The following is an 18,024-nucleotide window of genomic DNA, read 5'->3' on the forward strand; positions in this document are numbered from 1 at the left end:
GTTCAGGTTCCTTGACGTTTGGCGACGAACTGACCGGTGAAACGGCAGGCGACACCGCCACCCTCGATGGCCGTGACTTCCGCATGCATGGTGACGCGAGCCTTGCCTTTCGCTTGCAATTGTCCCACGAATTCTGGCCAGTTCTGGCTTGAGTCGAGATGCGATTCAGCGATCAGTTCATCCCAAACTGGGGCGAGGTATTTGATCTCGGAATCCTGCACGTACACGTCCGCCTTCAAGCCGGCTTCCTGCAGTTTGAGCATGATGAGCCCCCAGCACGCCAGGGTCATCAGACTGATCAGGCTGCCACCAAAAGCGCATCCCTTGTCGTTGACGTTCGCGGCAAGGGGCGCCGACAGGGCGAGACGGGCCTCATCGAATTCCACGACTTTCAGATCCATGGCTCGGGCCAATGGAATGGTCTCGAGAATCAGGCGTTCCAGGCGATAACAGGCGTCCATCCCACTCCAGTTTGGCAGCAAATGCGTCGGTCCAACCTGGGAGTCTGCCGGGCGGGTTCCGGGCCTGCAAGTCTTGACGGGGGCGGCTTGCGTGACATGCTCGACAGAACCGACGCCGAAAGCCGCTTTCATGCCTGTTCACAACGCGAAATCGCCTGCGCTGATCCACCTGGCAGTCCAGGATGGGCAGGACGGGCTGACCCGTGCGCTGCGGCGCCTGCCGATGTCGGTGATCCGGGTTGCGGCGCTGATCGTGCGTGCCGTCCCGGATCTCGCCGAGTTGCGCCCGCTCGCCGAACAGGCCAGCGTCTGGATTTTCGCCAGCAGCAATGCCGTCCGGTGTTTTGCGCCGGTCGCGGGTGAGTGGCATTGGCCGGCCCATATCCTGACGCAAGGGCCAGGGACGCGCCGCGCTCTGGACGCGTTTGGGCGGCCATCGCTGTCGCCGTTGCCGCCCTACGATTCCGAGGCCATGCTGGCGATGCCGATCTGGTCGGAATTGCCCGGCGGCCGGGTGCTCAGGATTTCCGGGGCGCAGGGGCGGGAGTGGTTGGCAAATGCACTGACGGCGCGTGGCTTTGCTACCGAGGCGGTTGCGGCTTATATGCGCGTGCCGACGCCGGTTCGGGCGTCGGTGGCACAACGGCTGGCGGCGCTTTCAGTTCCGCCGCTGGTGGTATTCACGAGTGCCGAAGCCGCCCAGGCGGTCCGCGGCGCACTTCCTGAACAGTGGCCGCGTCTGTTGTCCGGCACGGCGCTCGTGCCGAGTGAACGGCTCGCCCAGCTCGCCCAATCCTGGGGGTTTGCGGCCATCAGCCGCGCCGATTCGGCCGCACAGGCGGATGTCGTGGCAGCGGTGCGTCGCCACCTTCCCAAGGTCCGGGCAACTGAATAGCATGCACTGACCGCCTGCGCTGCAGGGCACGGCCCGTGCTCTCGGTGCAGATTGCTTGCGATTGCCCTGACAGCCCGGAGGTTTCCATGATCCAGAAGACAACAGCGTCCGGACGCATTTTGCTGCCCGTGCTCAGTGGCCTGGCTTTGTTGACCTCGGTGCTGGCTTTGGCCTGGTTGTGGCAAATCCAGTCCCGGCAAGGCGCCAACGAGGCGGAGCGCACACGCGCCGAGTCGGAAGTGGTGCAGCTCCGCGCGCGTCTGACGAGCTTGGAGCAGTCGATGCAAGGGGTTGATCAGCGCGTCGCTGATGCGCAGATCACCCATCGTGCGCTCCGCGAGGAGGTGCTCGGAATCGGCGAACGCGCGGGCCTCCTTGAGGACGCATTGAAGCGGCTCAGTGAGCGGCGGATCGATAGTATCGGCGAACTCCATATCAACCAGGCAGAGCTGCTCTTGGCGGCTGGCGTCGAGCGGCTGCGGCTGTTTCGCGATCCCGAAACCGCGCTGTCGGCGTTCGAGTTGGCCGACGCCGAACTTGCCCGGCTCAATGACGCGCGATTTGCCACTGTGCGGCAAACGTTGAAGCGGGAGATCGAGTCGCTGCGCTCCGCGCCGCGCCAGGCCGAGGCGGACGTGCTCAATGCGATCGACACCATCGCGAACGCCCTGCCCACGCTGAAGACGCGCGCCGAGATGGCAAGCCTTGGGACAACTGACGAACCCGCGCCCAACTGGCGCACGCGCATTGCGCGAGTCTTCAGCGAGCTCATTCGCATTCGGAAAGTGGACCCCAAACAAGCCGCGTGGGTCGGTCCGTTGCAGGCGGACGCGCTGCGTGCCGTGGTCGGCCTCGATTTGTTGCTGGCCAAAGAAGCGTTGACCGAGGGCGATCTGACCCGCTACCAACAATCCGCCTCGCGCGCCCGCAATGCCGTGATGGAAGGCTTTGAACTGCATCCTGCGGGAGACCAGCCGGTGTTTTCCGCTTTGGCACGAATGCAGGCCTATGCGCCCGTGGAATGGCCAAAGGTTGGCATGGCACTCGAACAGTTGGAGCGACTGCGCGGTACTGCCGACTTGCTGGAACCGGAGGCCTGATGCGCCTTTACCGGAACTTGCTGAGTCTGCTGGCGGTCGGACTGCTGGTCGCGATAGCGGTGGTTTTCCTGCAGCGCGACCCCGGCTACGTGCTGGTGCAGCGCGGCCCCTGGGTGGTTGAGACCACGGCGGTCTCGGCCGTGTTTTCGCTGGGCTTCGCAGCGTTTCTGATCTGGCTCCTGGTCGTTCTGATCCGGGCGCCATTTCTGTTTTTTATCAAGCGCCGCCGCCGTAGTGCCCAAAAGAGTCTGCTCGATGCCCTGCGGCTCTTGGCCTCGGGCGCACCGGAAGCCGCCGAGAAAGCGGCGTTGCGGGCCAGTCAGATGCGCTCGCTGAAGTCTGCCGCACTCATTCTCGGGCACGCCGCGGCGCATCGCCGACAAGACAGCGCCCGCGAAACCGAAATGCTGAATCGCCTGGCGCAGTCGCCCGAGACCGAAACGCTCGCGCTCGAGCTCAGAGCGCGGCAGGACCTGCGGGAATCCCGGGCGGGCGCAGCGATTGAAGTTCTGAATCGCCTGTTGGTCGATGACCGGTTGTCAGCATTTGGCGCGCGAACATTGATGGAAGCGTACGCCGCCAGACATCGGACCCGCGAAGGCCTGCATCTGCTGCCGCGCGTTCGAGCAAGCAAGCAGATGGCGGACGCTGACATGGATGCCTTCGAAGCGCGGATGCTTGCGCGCACCGTCCGCGAAACCGCCGATGCCATCAGCCTCCACAGCTTGTGGACCGATCTGCCGCTCGCGCAGAAGCGTCTGTCTGATGTCGCGACGGCTTACGCGCACCGCGCGGTCCAACTCAATCTGGTGCCGCAGGCGGCGCAAGAACTCGAATCGTGCCTGAAGCACGAATGGTCGCAAGCGGTCGTCCGTGCCTATGGGTTGCTGCCACCCGACGCCAAATTGCCGCCTCGGTTGAAGACGGCCGAAGCGTGGCTGGAATCGCATGCCGATGATCCTGAATTGCTGCTCGCGCTCGGGCGCTTGTGTCGGCAGGAAAAGCAATGGATCAAGGCGGAGGATTACCTGCGCCGGGCCCTGCATGCCGAGGCGTCAGCTAGCATCTGGGAGGAGATTGGCCGGTGTTACGCCGAACAAGGCGACGCCGAGCGCGCGGCGACCGCCCTTGGCAATGCCCTGTCGGTTCATCATGGCGACTTGATGCAGCCGCTGATTGGTCGGCATTGCGGGGTTGATCTGATGACACCACTGACGGTGGCCGAGGAGCGCGATGCCATGGGGATTCCGCGTTTGCCCGGTCGGGCGGGCGCGTGATGGTTCGATGATGGTTATGTGGCAGCCAGGTTGCAACAGTACGTGACCGTCGCCGCACTGTCACATCAGGTGGCCCGCAATTCGTTCGCTGTATGTTCATGATTATAAAGCGCGTTTTTCTGATTCGATACGGTGAACGCGGCGCATCTGGCGGTTCGTCCGGGGGGAGCCTGTCATAAATGTGCAACCTCGATCTGCCATGCTTCTACACTTACCCTTTACTCTGACCAGCGAGCTTCGGCCATGTTTTCCCTGCAAACCATTTTCGGCAAAGGCGACAAGTTTTATTCCCTGCTTGAACAATTGGCCGAAGCGGCCCTGAACAGTTCGCGGGCACTGACCTCTCTGCTTGGTGTGGGCGGCAAGACTGGTTCGCTCGCTGATTTCAAGCTGGCCCGTCAGCAGGAGAAGGAAATTTCGGCGCGCATCTCGCAGGAACTGGTCAACACGTTCGTGACGGTGCTTGAGCGTGAAGACATCGAGGAACTCGCGTCGGCGCTCTACAAGATTCCGAAGGTGGTCGAGAAGTTTGCTGAGCGCTACACGATGACCCAGGGCCGTCTCGGCGACATCGACTTCGGTTCGCGTGCGCAGATGCTGGAGAAGGCCTGCGAAGTCGTCGCGACGATGGTCAAGCAGCTCCGGAACGGCATCCGTCTGGAAGAAATGAAGGCGCTGAACGACAAGTTGCAAGCGATCGAAAACGAAGCCGACCGCCTGATCCTGGAGCTGTACCGAGAGCTGGTTGTCTCCGAGACCGATCCCGTGCGTTTGATCCTGCGCAAGGACATGTTCGAGATTCTGGAAAAGGCCATCGATCGCTGCCGCGACGCGGGCAACGTGGTCTACGCGATCGTTCTGAAGAACAGCTGAGGTCGCCGTGACCGTCGCCCTCATCCTGCTCATCGCCGTGATCATCACGGCGTTGATCTTCGAATACATCAACGGTTTTCACGATACCGCGAACTCCATCGCGACCGTCGTGGCCACCAAGGTACTGACGCCATCGCAAGCCGTGCTGATGGCTGCGGGCATGAACCTGCTGGGCGCCTTGTGGGGCACCGCAGTCGCCAAGACCGTGGCCTCCGGTCTGATCGATACCGGCGTGGCGCAAGTGACGTCGCAAGTACTGATTTGCGCGTTGCTCGGCGGTATCGCCTGGAACCTCATCACTTGGTGGTGGGGCTTGCCGTCGAGCTCCTCGCACGCACTTGTCGGTGGGCTCTGCGGCGCCGCCGTCGGCTCAGTGGACTCATGGTCGGCGATCATCGTGTCGCAGCCGGCCGATCCCTGGTACACCGGCAAAGGCGTGCTGTGGAAGGTCGTCGTGCCGATGTTCACGTCACCCATGGCCGGCTTCGTGCTTGGTCTGGTGATCATGGGCATTCTGTTTTTTGTCATTTCCCGGCTCAACATGAGCACCGGGTTCCTGGGCTGGATCTCGCGCCCACGCTGGATCAACGCACTATTTGGCAAGGCACAGATCGTGTCGGCTGCCACCATGGGTTTTGCGCACGGTTCGAATGACGCGCAGAAGACGATGGGCATCATCGCCCTGGCGCTGGTTGCGGCCACCTCGGCTGGGACGCTGGACAACGTGCCTGACTGGATGAGCTTTCTGCGACTGGAATCGGCGGATGGCGGCAAGGATATGGTCATTCCGATGTGGATCGCGTTGACGTGCGCCGTCGTGATGGCAATGGGGACGGCTGCCGGCGGCTGGCGTATCATCAAGACGCTCGGCCACAAGATGGTCAAGCTGCATCCGATCCATGGCTTTGCCGCCGAAACCGCGTCTGCCACGATGATTCTGACGGCGTCGAGCCTCGGGATTCCGGTTTCGACCACGCACAACATTTCGGCGGCCATCATGGGCGTCGGCTGCTCGAAGCGCTGGAATGCGATCAAGTGGACCGTCGTCGAGCGCATGCTCTGGGCGTGGGTGCTGACGATTCCGGCCACCGGCGCGATTGCGTATGCCCTGGTCAAGGCGATGCACGCTCTAGGCTGGGCATGATCGAAACCGACGCGTTCTGGATGCAGCGCGCCATTGCCATGGCCGCGCATGCAGAGCGCGAACTTGGCGAAGTGCCGGTCGGCGCGGTATTGATCAGTGCCGATGGTGCGCTGATCGCTGAGTCATGCAATCGGGTCATTACCGATTCCGACCCGAGCGCGCACGCCGAGATCAATGTGTTGCGACTCGCGGGGCGTCAGCTCGGCAACTACCGACTTCCGGGCACAACGCTATACGTCACGTTGGAACCTTGCGCGATGTGCGCAATGGCCATGATCCATGCCCGCGTGCAACGCGTGGTGTTCGGCGCGCCAGATCCCAAGACGGGCGCAGCCGGATCCGTGTTCGATCTGTTGACAGACTCGCGTCACAATCATCGGGTTACCGTTGCTGCTGGCGTGTTGGCTGAACCGACTTCGGCAATGCTGTCGGACTTCTTCAAGCGACGGCGTGCTGCCGAAAAGAAAACCGTCACGCCGCTGGCACCAGACTGAAACCTGAGCGCCGCACACTGTCCGTCTCAGGAGGTCGGCATGGTGCGGGTTGTTGGTTTGCAGTGGCGTGTGCGCTGTGTGCTTCGTGCACTCGGAATGATTATCGTTGGCGGCAGTAGCGTGGCGGTGGCGCAAACCGCAACGTCGGCGCCGTGGCTCTGTCTGTCTGGCTCAAACACCATTGGCGCGCGTCTGGCGCCGCGCCTCGTCGAGGCGTTTGCGGCCGAGCAAGGCATGCTGCGCGACGCGATCGAACAGCCGTCGCTAGATGAAACCGAACTTCGATTCAGCAAGGACGGTCAGCGGTATTTGGTCCATCTGTCGTTCCATGGCACCGGGACGGGCTATACGGCTCTGCGCGACGGGCAATGTGATCTCTGGATGGCCTCGCGTCCCGCCAATGCCGACGAAGCCGCGCGCCTGGGTGGCGATCGATTACGCAGCGCCGAGCAAGAGACCGTGTTGGCTTTGGACGGACTCGCCGTCATCGTGCACCCCGACAACCCCGTGCGCGAGCTCAGTCGGCAACAGGTGCAAGCCCTCTTCACGGGCAAGATTCGAGACTGGTCGGCGCTCGGCGGCCGCGCCGGTCGCATTCAGTTGCATGCTCGCGACAACGCGTCGGGTACCTTTGATACGTTCAAGAATCTGGTGTTGCTGGATCAACCACTGAGCCCGCGAGCGACCCGGTACGAGTCGACGGATGCATTGTCGGCAGCGGTGTCTCAAGATTCGAATGCGATCGGTTTTGTCGGGCTTGGTGGCGTCGGTACGAACCGCGCTTTGGCAATTCGGGACGGTGATTTGCCAGCCCTCGCGCCGACGCACTTCAACGTCGCAACGGAAGATTACGCACTGGCCAGGCGGCTCTATTTCTACAGTCGTGCCGAGCGCCGGGAAGTGGTTGAAGCGTTCTTGGCATTTGTGCAGCGACCAACCGCCCAGTCAATTGTTGCCGCGACCGGATTTGTGCCGCTGGCATTGGAGCACCATGCGGTCGCACTGCGACCCGACGCGCCGGCGGAGTATCGCGAGCTCATCGCGGATGCGACGCGCTTGTCGCTCAGTTTCCGCTTTGGGTCCGGACAGGTGTTTCTGGATTCACGAGCGAGTCGCGATCTCGATCGACTGGCCGAATACATGCAAACGCCCGAACAACAAGGCGCAAGCTTGATTCTGGTGGGCTTCGCCGAGCGGGCTGAGTTCAGCCCCATGGTGACCATTGCCCAGTCCACCGATCGCGCGGACTTTGTGGCCCGTGAGCTCGTGCGCCGACGCGTGCCGGTACGGCATATCCGCGGCTATGGTCCGGCGCTGCCGATCAGCGATGCGGAAGGCGATGGTGCGCGCGCGAAGAATCGGCGCGTGGAAGTGTGGATTCGGCCGCCGGAACGCGAGTCGTAATGCCTAGTCGTGCTGCCAACTTGCGCACGTTGGAACTCACTCAATCGCCGCAGCGACTGAGTACTTTCTTCCGCGTCAACGGTCCGAAGCGAAGCTGTTCCAGTAATGCCTCAAGTTCGTCGCGACGACCCGATTGAATGCGGTAGGCATCGGGTTCGGTGGGCACCACGGCCGCTTCCGAAATCAAAGACAGCTGGCGATACAGGCGGGCTTCGGCCTGATTCGCCTTGAGCGTGTCGCCGAGTTGCTTCGCGCCGCGAATTCGCAGGAACGGAACCTCATCGACGCGGCCCAACAAGTCCTCCAACGATCCAAAATGGCCGAGCAGTGTGGCCGCCGTCTTCGGGCCGATGCCGCGGATGCCGGGGATATTGTCGACCGCATCACCCGTCAATGCCAAGTAATCGGCAAACTGTTGCGGACGCACACCGAACTTGCGTTTGACGCCTTGCGCGTCGGTACGCTCTTTTCGACTCGGGTCATCAATCAGGTCGTGTTCGCCCAAGAGCTGCGACAGGTCTTTATCACCCGTAACGATCACGGCGCGAAAGCCCTGCAAGCGCATGCGTGCGAGCGCGCTGCCAATGAGATCATCGGCTTCGAAACGATCGTCGCGCAATACGGTCAAACCGAGCGCGCCGGCCAGCCGCTTGCAGTAATCGAACTGCTTGAGGAGGTCGGGCGGCGCAGGCTCCCGATTGGCTTTGTAGGCGGGAAACAGTTCGTTGCGGAACGAACTGGCGAGCGACTCGTCGAAGCAAACGGCCATATGCGATGGCTTCGCCGAATCAATGAGATTCAGTAGCGTGTTCAAAAAGCCATAGACGGCGTGGACGGGTTGTTCTTCGTGATCAAAGAACTCGGGTGCCACCGAGTAGTAGGCCCGGAAAATGTAGATACTCGCATCGACCAGATGAATGCTGCTCATGGTGCGTGCCAGCGCGTGTACTTTTGGTCCGCATTCGGACGGGCCCGATCCGGGCCAGCGCCTTGGCGATGCCCCACATGCACATAGGCGACCACGCGCTCATTTGGCGCAAGCCCCAAATACGCAGCAATCCCAGCGTCGTACGCCGACCACCCGGTCAGCCACTGGGCGCCAAAGCCCATCGCCTCCGCACCCAGCAACAAGTTGTACGCCACGAGACCAGCAGACAGGATCTGCTCCTGCTCGGGCACCTTGTGACCCGGCGTCACTTGGGCAATGACGGTGACGATCCACGGCGCATACAGAAAGCGCTTCCGGTCCTTTTCGACCTTCGCCGGGTCATCGCCCCGTGCACTACTGACTTCGGCCAAGTGTTCGCTGAGTATTGCGCGGTCGTCGCCTTCAATTCCGAGCAGACGGAACGGGGTGAGGTTGCCGTGATCCGGCACGCGCAGCGCGAGTTCCAACAGTTGCTGCCGCTGCATAGCGTCTGGTCCGGGGCCACCGAGCAGTTTGCTGGGCGTCGACTGACGCTGTTTCAAGAAATCGAATATTGGGTTCATCCGATCAGTGTAGCGATGCCGGTCAACGAGGGCACGCCCCCAGTGCCGTGTTGACCCGCCCATTGCGGGCTTGCGCGGCCCACCGGCTTGCATGTGTACGGCCAAAACTGTATAGTTTTGGGCTCCGTATTATTCGGGGCGTAGCTCAGCTTGGTAGAGCGCTGCTTTCGGGAGGCAGAGGTCGGAGGTTCGAATCCTCTCGCCCCGACCAAATTAAAAAGGCCAGTCGCTCGCGACTGGCCTTTTTCAATTCCAGGACCAAGGTCGATGCGCGGGCTCAGCTTGCCGGCGCAATCTTGACTTGCACCTTGGCCACTTCTTTCAGGGCATTGAGTTTTGTCCCCGCAAAGATCTTGATCTCGTCGCCAGCGTTGGTCAGCGGAACCGTGATAACACCAGCGCCCACGGCGACATTTGGTCGCGCCGGGTCCAAGCAATTGGTACGGCAAGCAGGCTCCCCATTCGGATCGGCCCCCTCGACACGAAAGAATACCGGGCTTGCTTCGGCCGGATACCTGATCTCGAAACTGACGCTAACCTCTCGCTTGACCTTCTCCCGAACGAATACGGTTTGCGCAAACGTGTGCAGGCTGAATTTGGCATCTGGTGGGTCGGCAGGCGCGTGGTCGAGCCAGGAGAGCGCCACCACTTTTCGCGTTTCGTACAGGTCCACGGATTTTCCATCTCCATCAACACGACAGTAGAGGTCCGCCGTATCGTTCCCGCACCGCGGGCAATCGATCTGCAAATTGACGAACTCGATGTGCTCCCCAGACTGGCCGAGCGCTTTGATCTTAGTAAGGGACGGGCGGCTGATCCTGATTGTCTGCTGGTCGTTTGCAACGGCAATGTCCACCGGGAGCTCCACCAATGCCTTGCTGGCGCCTTTTTGCTTGATCAGCAACTTCCCCATCAGGGCCTCAGGCGTCAACGCGACTCCCGCGACGAACGTTGCTGCGGCGGATTCGCCGTCGTCAAGGAGCGCCGGAACGACCATATGGTCATCTTTCGCGGGCGCTGCAACTTCAAGCCGTGGGGCAGGGGCTGTAAACAAGTCAAAGGTGGCGAAACCGCGTGTGCCGCGCTCTACCGCCTCAATCAGGTAGGCATAGGCCCAACCTGAGTGCTTGTTCCATGCCGTCCAGAATGTCTGGCCATCGGCCCCGCTGCAATCAGCCGGTCCGAGAATCAGGCGGCAAAGGCGCTCGCCAACGCGGTGAAGGTTTCCCTCCAGCACATAGCTGCTCAAAATCCTGGAATCGGATGGCGATAATTCGATCGCTGAGCTGTCTTCTGTGTTGCCAGCGCGCATACCTTCATTTGCAAAGAACGTCGCAAGCTTGTTGATCACCTGTTCCAGTTCGATGAGTGCCGCGCCGTTCGTATTCAGTTGTTCGCCATTGATCACCGAGAAGAACTGCGTGGCAGAAATCACGTCAACGGTTGAAACTTGGCGACATGCTGCCTCGCAGGGAACAAGTAGCAGCACACTCACATTGTGCGTGCGCGGCACCAACACAGCAGTCTTATCGGTCCGGTCCATCGCGCCCAGCCGAATCCGGAGGGTGTTGTCACTGAGGCGGGCGACCGTCATCAAGCTGTTGTAGTCTTTCGCCTTGATCTTTTGCAGCTGCTCGTTGTACGACTCAAAATCAAAATTCGCGCCCACATTGGCTTGCAGCAGCGCCAAGCCCAGCGCGAACTGTCGAATGTCGTTGTCCACACTTTCGCGAATGGTACCTTCCAAGTCGTCGGTCACCAGCAATGGCACGACATACGGCAATTTGTCCAGGTAGGCCTGCTCGTCGTTCTTGGCGCAGGACGCCTGCTGGTCGGTGCCGCTTGGTTTGGTTTCCGAGCGATCAAACAGCGACAAGTCGGTGCGTCGTCCCCACGCTTGCAGCGCGTTGCGGCTTTGTTCTTCTGCGCCTTTGGCACCGTCCCCGGGCTTACTGGTTTCAGGACACGCCTTAGTGGTGCCTGGTTTGGCAAAGAAACTCAGATTCACGTACGCATCATACGGCCGGCGTCGAGCACTAGGCATGATGCTGATCTGCATACGCACCAGAAATGGCCGATAGCCTTGTTTCCGGGTTGCATAGTTGACCGACTTATTCATTGCCCGCACTTCCTGCAGCAGCGCGTTGGCGGCCTGATACTGTAGAAACGGACTGACACCGATTGTCCCCAGGTCGCCGCTGGGCACCGACACACGCGCGTCATTGCCGAGTTCCGGACGATTACTACCCGGATACTGGCCCACTGGTTGTTGCGTACCATCGTCTCCCGGTGCGGTGACATTGCCCCCCGCTGGGCCAGAGAATCTCGATTCCGTTTCAGAGACCGTGCCGTCGGCATTGGTGGTAGACGTGGCGGTACTCGTCGAAACCGGTGGTTGCAGGTTCAAACCGGCGCTTCGCTGATTCAGGCTCGACTGGAATATTGTTCTCGTGTTCGGCAGGACCTTGGTCAGCGCCATCGCCTCATCTATTTGAAAATTGGCTTGCAGGTCGCGTTCAACGTCTGCCCACGGTGCCACTGACAGCACGGCGATATGCGTACTGCCGGTCTCCTCGGCACTCTCAGAGAATTGCAGACGCTCTTTGAAGAACCGCTGATCGGCGTTGCATCCGACCAGGAAGACCAAGCCGGCCATGATCAGGGTCACTGATATGCGAGCGGCGAGCACGTGGCCGAAGATGCGACAGAGCAATTGCGTCAACATGGGAGGCTCCCAAGTTTTCCGAGAGAACGCTCGGCCGCGCGCACTCGAAATGGCGATTCATCCCAAAGAGCTTGATGGTCAAGTTGCCTGAGACCAACGAGCGCACAAACATCAAAGTGTCACCTCTTTGCCGATTCTCTCACTGCACCCATCGATACGGCACGCCAGCGGATCAGCGCTGACTGGACGCCGGTACTTGTGGTACATCCTGCCAGTCACTGACCGCGGGGCCGAGCACGTAATGCACTCCTTCGCGGAACAAATCACTCAGCGCGAGGGGATCATCCACCCCGGTGGCAATGACAATCTTGCCGTTCTTGATCGACTCCAGGCACAGTTTGCGCCGGGCATCGTTGCCGGCCTCGCGCTCAGGGCCGGCTGGCAGCGTGCGCCAATCAATGAAGTTCGCGTAGATGCTCGGCAGTCGGCACAGGCGCTGTTGGTCGCGAATATGGGCTTCGAAGCCCGCGAGACAGAGCCGCACGCCACTCATCTGCGCCGCCTCCAGGGCGCGGGATGCGCGGGGCAGGTCATCGATCAGTTCATCGACATTCAGGACCAGCGCGAGGACATCGGCGTCCACTTGCAAGCCATAAAGATCGGCGGCGAGCCACTCGGCAAAACTTTCTTCAAAAAGCGTTTCGCGATGAATCGGCACAAATAGCCGGACATCGTTGATTTGCGCATGCGCGCGTCTGGCGGCGTGGGCGAGCGCGTGCAACTGAAAGCGATTGACGTTTCGACCGACGTGCAATTCCTGCACGATGGGGGCATAGATGTCCGCACCAATCTTGCCGGCGACCGATGTTTTTGGCGCGCGCAAATACATGCGCGTCAGAAACTGACCGCTGAGCTGGCCCTTCAGCGGCACGACTGGCTGGAACTGAAACAACGTTGTGTCCGGGAGCAGTGGCCGGCGCAGAATGGCGCGCGCGAGCTTTTGCTCCGGCGTCTCGGCCGCGACCGCTTCGGTTCCGACAAACGCGTGCATGCTGCGGCCGCCGCCTTGATCTTGAGCATCCTTCGTGCACTCGGCAACCTTGCCGAGGAGCGCCTCGACCGACATGCCGGCCCCATCGGCGCGCACACTGCCCAGGCTAAAGCTGATGCGTACGGGTGACTCTGCCGACAGCCAGCCGCGACCAGACAAACGGACGCGCATGTTCTCGGCGGCAACGCGTAGCGCGCCCTCGCTCGACACTGGCATCAGCGCCAAAAACGAGAACTCACCGAGTGCGCAGATACCGGTTTTCAGACTGGGCTCAACGGCCAGTGCATTCCCGATCTGGTGCGCAAGATCGCCAGTTCGTACAAACCCCAGACGGCGTGCGAGCGCCGGCACGTCATCCACCGAGATCATGACGAGGCCCACGCAATCGCCGAGTTCGCCCCGGCGCGCGCGCTCGATGTCATGGACCAATGTGGCACGATCCACTTTGCCGGCGTGGCCTTCGACATGCTGCGTCAACGTCGCCTGCTGCGTTTGCGCGAGCAGTTGCCGCGACCGGTTCACCCGACTCGTGACCGATGCGAGCAGATGCCGTGGCTTGACCGGCTTACCGAGGAAATCGTCGCCACCCATCCGGATCGCATCGAAGCGCTTGTCGAGATCTTCCTCGCCCGACATGAACACAATCGGCACCAGCGCCATGTTCGGTCGCTCGCGGATCAATTGCGCTACTTCGATGCCGTTCATGTCGGGCAGATACAAATCGAGCAGCACCAGATCCGGCTTGAACTCGGACAGCGCATCAAGACCTTCGCGCGCCGAACTTGTCCGCTTGCTCACCATGCCTTTGAAGGCGAGCACGGAAACACAGAACTGGCCCATATGGGCGTCATCATCGATGATCAGGACGCGCGCCACGTTCTGCTTTTGCGCAATCAGCAATTCATGCAGACGGGCGACACAACGAATGGCATCGGCACCTTCGAGTACGGCCTCGGCGCCGGCACGCTGTGCAAACAGGCGATTTCGGACGTCGCCGCCATCGCAGAGCACGATCGCCACCGGCCGCCGGTGCTCGTCGGCCGAACGCTCGGCCTGATCAATCAGACGCGACAGCCACGCGACCATGCCTTGATCGACAATGACTGCATTCGGCGGCAATTGTCGCGCTTCGGCCATGGCGCGATTGCCGTCGTTGAATGTGCGTACGACAAATCGTTCGTGGCCAAGTTGCGCCGTCAATCCCGGGAGATCGCGATCATCAGCGCGCAGGTAATAGACCACGAGGTGCCCCGACTGCGCCGCGCGCGATGGTTTGCTCGGGCTTGGCGTGCCAGCAGCGGCGCCAACTACATCGCCAAGCACATCGAGTAGCTGTACGGTGCGTTCGCGTTGCGCGGCATTCGCTTCAATGCCGGCTTCCACGAGTGAACTCAGATACACCGTCAGTTCCAGTGCGGCTTCGTGAATCGCCTCTTCCTGGCGGCGGTCAGCGAGCGAGGCCAGTTCTTCCAGGCGTTCGTACCACTCGGCGATTTTGACGGTCGGCCATTTTCCGACCATGGCGCGACCCTGGTCGATCAATTCCCGAGCCACCCGGCGGAGCGGATCCAATTGGTTGAGGTCGGCTTCCATGGTGATTCGTCCCGAACAGGCGCAGTTGCCAGGAACGGTAGCCTTGCGGCTTGGATGAGGCAAGGTCGAATTCGGCCCTGACAACTGAATTTGCTAGGATCAACTGCCCAACAGGCCCATCCCGTCAATGTCCGAATCAGAGCTCAACCAGCGCCAGGTCTTCAGCCCAAGCAGCCTGAATGCGCTACTCAAAGGCATGTTCGAGCAGACGATGCCCATGCTCTGGATTGAGGGCGAGATCAGCAATCTGCGGGCCACCTCATCGCCCCATTGGTATTTTTCGGTCAAGGACGCCACCGCCGAACTCCGTTGCGTGATGTTTCGGCACCGCAACCAACTGCTCCGCTTCAAGCCGGTCAATGGTGACCAAGTGTTGATTCGCGGCAAGGTCACCCTGTACGAAGCGCGTGGCGATCTGCAATTGCTGATCGAGCACATGGAGCCGCAGGGAATCGGTGCCTTGATGCGGAAGCTCGAAGTCATGAAACAGAAGCTGGCGCTGGAGGGCTTGTTCGACGCCAGCCGCAAGCGACCGTTGCCGCGCTTCCCAAAACGGCTCGCGGTGATCACGTCCGCTCAGGGCGCCGCCTGGCATGACGTGCGAACCGTGCTGGCACGGCGCTACCCGTTGCTGGAGGTCGATTTGCTGCCAAGCCTCGTCCAGGGCGCGGAGGCGCCGGCGTCGGTGCTGCGCGCGCTTCGCTACGCCAATGCCGGTGACTACGATCTGGTGCTCATCACGCGTGGCGGCGGGTCGATCGAAGACTTGTTCGCATTCAATGACGAGGGGCTGGTCCGTGCGATTGCCGCCTCGCGCCTGCCGGTGCTCGCGGCGATTGGACACGAAATCGACCTGACCCTGGCCGAACTCGCCGCAGACTTGCGCGCCGCCACGCCCTCTGCCGCTGCCGAGTTGCTGGCGCCTGATTGTCAGGATCTGACGCAACGTCTCGATGAATTGGCGCAGCGCATGAGTGAATCCCTGCAGCGGCAGGTGCGGCAACAGCATCTGCAGCTGCAGGTGGCATTGACCGCACTCCGTGCCCAGCATCCGGAACGCTTGCTGCACCAGTGGCAGCAGCGTCTGCAGGCGTTGACGGAGGCCATGCAGGCGAGCATGGCCGCAGCGCAAAGCGCGCGCGGTCGGAACGTGGATCGCCTGGGTCAGCGGCTACAGGCCGCGAGCCCTGAGCCCAGGGTTCAGCGCTACAGTGCAACGCTGCAACGCCTGCACGACAGCCTGCAGACGCAGATGGAGGGTGTCGTCGGAGCGAATCAGCACCGGCTGGGCATGCTTGGCGCCAAGCTGCATGCGTTGAGCCCGCTCGCCACGCTTGATCGTGGTTATGCGCTGACGTGGCAGGGCGCCGCAATCGTGACCGATCCCACCACCCTGCAACCGGGCGACGCGCTGCGCGTGCAGTGGGCGAGGGGCGACGCGCAGGTCGCGGTGCAATCGGTTGATATCAAGTCGTCATAAACCGATGAAGTATTGTCCGGTCTGTGCCCTTGCGTGCCGGATGCGCAGTACCCATTTCGGCCCATTCAGTCAGGACCCACACCATGCATGATCTCAGTTGGATGCACCAGGCCTTGCTGCTGCTTGCCGCAGTGGTGGTGGCGGTGCCGATTTTCACCCGCCTGAAACTGGGCGCGGTGCTCGCGTATCTGGTCGCTGGTGCGTTGCTCGGACCAACCGCCCTGGCGCTGGTCGAACACTCCGAGCAGCAGGCACAGGTGGCTGAACTCGGCGTCGTGCTGCTGATGTTTCTGGTGGGTCTGGAACTCTCGCCAGCGCGACTTTGGTTGATGCGGCGGGCTGTCTTTGGCATGGGGGCCGCGCAATTTGTGCTGACCACCCTGGTGCTCAGCATCTTGGCGCTGTTGGCTGGGTTCGATTGGAAAACCGCGCTGGTCGCTGGCGGGGCGCTGAGTTTGTCGTCCACGGCGATTGGCGTGCAATTGCTGGCCGAGCGCAAGCAGATCGGCGACCCGCACGGCCGCAACAGCCTCGGGATTTTGTTGTTCCAGGATCTGGCCGCCATTCCGGCGCTGGCGGTCATTCCGCTGCTGGGCGCTGCTGCCGGCCCCGATGCCGGATTCTCCTGGCTTGGGTTTGGCAAGGCGATTGCGAGCGTCGCCGCGGTCGTCGTATTCGGTCGGTATCTGGTCCGGCCGCTATTTCGGATCGCCGCGCAATCAAAAAGTGTCGAAGTGTTCTCGGCTGCGACCTTGTTTGTCGCGCTGGGCACGGCGTGGATCACAGGGCTCGCCGGGTTGTCGATGGCGCTCGGTGCTTTTCTGGCCGGCATTCTGCTGGCGGACTCGGAATACCGACACGAGGTGGAGTCGCATCTCGAACCGTTCAAAGGGCTGCTGCTTGGCTTGTTCTTCCTGAGCGTCGGCATGTCAGTAGATTGGTTGCTCGTGCTCGCAAACTGGCTCCAGGTTTTGCTGGGGGTAGTCCTGCTGGTGCTCGTCAAAGGTGCGATCTTGGTTCTGCTGGGACGCCTGCTCGCACGAATGGCAAAGCGCGACAGTCTGCGGATGGCGGCGTATATCTCGCAGGGCGGCGAGTTCGCGTTCGTGCTGCTGGCGTTGGCCGCGCAAACCGGTGTGATGCCTGCGAGTGAGCGGGACTTGCTATCGGCGTCCATCGTCTTGTCTATGGCCGTGACACCCATCCTCGTGATCCTGGTGGAGCGCTGGACCGTGCATCTGGATGCAACCCAGAGTCGCCAGTACGACGAGGTACCAGAGCACGAACATCCGCGGGTCGTGATTGCCGGATTCGGGCGCGTTGGCCAAATCGTTGGTCGTGTCCTGCGTGCCAGCCGCATCCCGTTTCTCGCGTTGGAGCAGAGCGTGGAGCAGGTCGAGCTGTCGCGACGTTTTGGCAGCTTGATCTACTACGGCGACCCAAGCCGCCCAGAGACCTTGCGCGCAGCGCGGCTGGAGCACGCCGAGGTATTTGTGCTGGCGATGGACAACCCGGATGAAAGTGTGCGCATCGCCAAGTTGGTCAAACGCCTGTATCCCCATGTGAAGATCCTCGCCCGCGCACGCAATCGTCGCCACGTGTTTGGCCTTTGGGAAGCGGAAGTCGACGTCGTGACCCGCGAGACGTTTCACTCCAGCCTGAAAATGGCCAGGCGCACGTTGAGTCTGCTCGGGATGGACGAGGATCGCGCTGGGCTCCGCGTCGAGCGGTTCAGGCAACACGACGAGTCGATCCTGAAAGCCCAGTTCCAGATGCGGAACGACGAAGCGCAAATGATTCAAAGCACTCGCGAAGCCTTGGTTGAATTGCAGCAGATCTTCGAGGCCGACGAGGTGGATCAGGCGGAAAGTGACGTTGTGGCATCCCGCTCGACCATGTAGCCAGCGTCTGGACCGAATCGGCATGGCGGGTCAGGCCCGGCCTGAAACCGGTGCTTGGCCGGAAAAGGCGCTGTTTAGCCGAACGCTAGCGCGCCGTTTTGGGTGGTGCGCCTCGCAGCCGTAGGGAATGCCGCACCAGTTCGACGCCGCCCAAACCACAGAACTTTGACGCTTCGTCGCCGTGACTGATGGCAC

The 18,024-nt window shown here is 61.6% G+C and carries 14 protein-coding genes and 1 tRNA gene; 10 read left to right on the top strand and 5 right to left on the bottom strand.

The annotated features are described in order from the left end of the window. Positions 1-2: 2 nt before the first annotated feature. Positions 3-461, bottom strand: coding sequence for a YiiD C-terminal domain-containing protein (locus C7S18_RS01635; RefSeq protein ID WP_106893881.1), 459 nt, complete (start codon positions 459-461; stop codon positions 3-5). A gap of 130 nt (positions 462-591) precedes the next feature. Between C7S18_RS01635 and C7S18_RS01640 the strand changes: the two genes are divergently transcribed. The 7 genes from C7S18_RS01640 (at position 592) to C7S18_RS01670 (ending at position 7,648) form a co-directional block, all read left to right on the top strand. After that, positions 592-1,356 carry a uroporphyrinogen-III synthase gene (locus C7S18_RS01640; protein ID WP_106889901.1) on the top strand — a complete coding sequence of 255 codons (765 nt, stop codon included), beginning with the start codon at positions 592-594 and terminating at the stop codon, positions 1,354-1,356. 86 nt (positions 1,357-1,442) lie between these two features. Further along, positions 1,443-2,456 (top strand): uroporphyrinogen-III C-methyltransferase, encoded by a 1,014-nt coding sequence (locus tag C7S18_RS01645; RefSeq protein ID WP_106889902.1) that lies wholly within the window; start codon positions 1,443-1,445, stop codon positions 2,454-2,456. Then, a complete protein-coding gene (locus C7S18_RS01650) occupies positions 2,456-3,733 on the top strand; it encodes a heme biosynthesis protein HemY (protein ID WP_170113052.1) in 1,278 nt (425 codons plus the stop codon). Before C7S18_RS01645 ends, C7S18_RS01650 begins: the two co-directional genes overlap by 1 nt. Positions 3,734-3,976: 243 nt before the next feature. Beyond that, positions 3,977-4,606, top strand: a complete 630-nt coding sequence (locus C7S18_RS01655; RefSeq protein ID WP_106889904.1) for a DUF47 domain-containing protein — start codon at positions 3,977-3,979, stop codon at positions 4,604-4,606. Positions 4,607-4,613: 7 nt separating this feature from the next. Continuing rightward, complete coding sequence (locus C7S18_RS01660; RefSeq protein WP_240623963.1) at positions 4,614-5,750, top strand: inorganic phosphate transporter; 1,137 nt, start codon at positions 4,614-4,616, stop codon at positions 5,748-5,750. After that, entirely contained in the window at positions 5,747-6,244 is a 498-nt protein-coding gene (tadA, locus tag C7S18_RS01665; RefSeq protein ID WP_106889905.1) for a tRNA adenosine(34) deaminase TadA, read from the top strand. Before C7S18_RS01660 ends, tadA begins: the two co-directional genes overlap by 4 nt. Positions 6,245-6,283: 39 nt before the next feature. Further along, positions 6,284-7,648, top strand: a complete 1,365-nt coding sequence (locus C7S18_RS01670) for a substrate-binding domain-containing protein (protein ID WP_106889906.1) — start codon at positions 6,284-6,286, stop codon at positions 7,646-7,648. A 40-nt stretch (positions 7,649-7,688) separates the two neighbouring features. Here C7S18_RS01670 and C7S18_RS01675 read toward each other — a convergent pair whose 3' ends face one another. After that, positions 7,689-8,576 carry a 5'-3' exonuclease gene (locus C7S18_RS01675; RefSeq protein WP_106889907.1) on the bottom strand — a complete coding sequence of 296 codons (888 nt, stop codon included), beginning with the start codon at positions 8,574-8,576 and terminating at the stop codon, positions 7,689-7,691. Continuing rightward, a complete protein-coding gene (locus C7S18_RS01680; RefSeq protein ID WP_106889908.1) occupies positions 8,573-9,139 on the bottom strand; it encodes a nitroreductase family protein in 567 nt (188 codons plus the stop codon). The genes C7S18_RS01675 and C7S18_RS01680 overlap by 4 nt, the downstream gene beginning before the upstream one ends. Before the next feature lie 134 nt (positions 9,140-9,273). On the opposite strand from C7S18_RS01680, the gene C7S18_RS01685 reads away from it, so the two are divergent. Next, positions 9,274-9,350: transfer RNA gene (locus tag C7S18_RS01685), tRNA-Pro, on the top strand. A gap of 66 nt (positions 9,351-9,416) precedes the next feature. Here C7S18_RS01685 and C7S18_RS01690 read toward each other — a convergent pair. Then, entirely contained in the window at positions 9,417-11,864 is a 2,448-nt protein-coding gene (locus tag C7S18_RS01690; protein WP_106889909.1) for a hypothetical protein, read from the bottom strand. A gap of 172 nt (positions 11,865-12,036) precedes the next feature. Continuing rightward, a complete protein-coding gene (locus C7S18_RS01695; protein WP_106889910.1) occupies positions 12,037-14,448 on the bottom strand; it encodes a response regulator in 2,412 nt (803 codons plus the stop codon). Positions 14,449-14,575: 127 nt separating this feature from the next. Between C7S18_RS01695 and xseA the strand changes: the two genes are divergently transcribed. Together xseA and C7S18_RS01705 are read left to right on the top strand one after the other, a co-directional pair. Beyond that, entirely contained in the window at positions 14,576-15,928 is a 1,353-nt protein-coding gene (xseA, locus tag C7S18_RS01700) for an exodeoxyribonuclease VII large subunit (protein ID WP_106889911.1), read from the top strand. A gap of 83 nt (positions 15,929-16,011) precedes the next feature. Next, positions 16,012-17,829, top strand: a complete 1,818-nt coding sequence (locus C7S18_RS01705; protein ID WP_106889912.1) for a monovalent cation:proton antiporter-2 (CPA2) family protein — start codon at positions 16,012-16,014, stop codon at positions 17,827-17,829. Positions 17,830-18,024 lie beyond the last annotated feature (195 nt).

The organism is Ahniella affigens, assembly GCF_003015185.1.
Taxonomy (GTDB): Bacteria; Pseudomonadota; Gammaproteobacteria; order Xanthomonadales; family Ahniellaceae; genus Ahniella; species Ahniella affigens.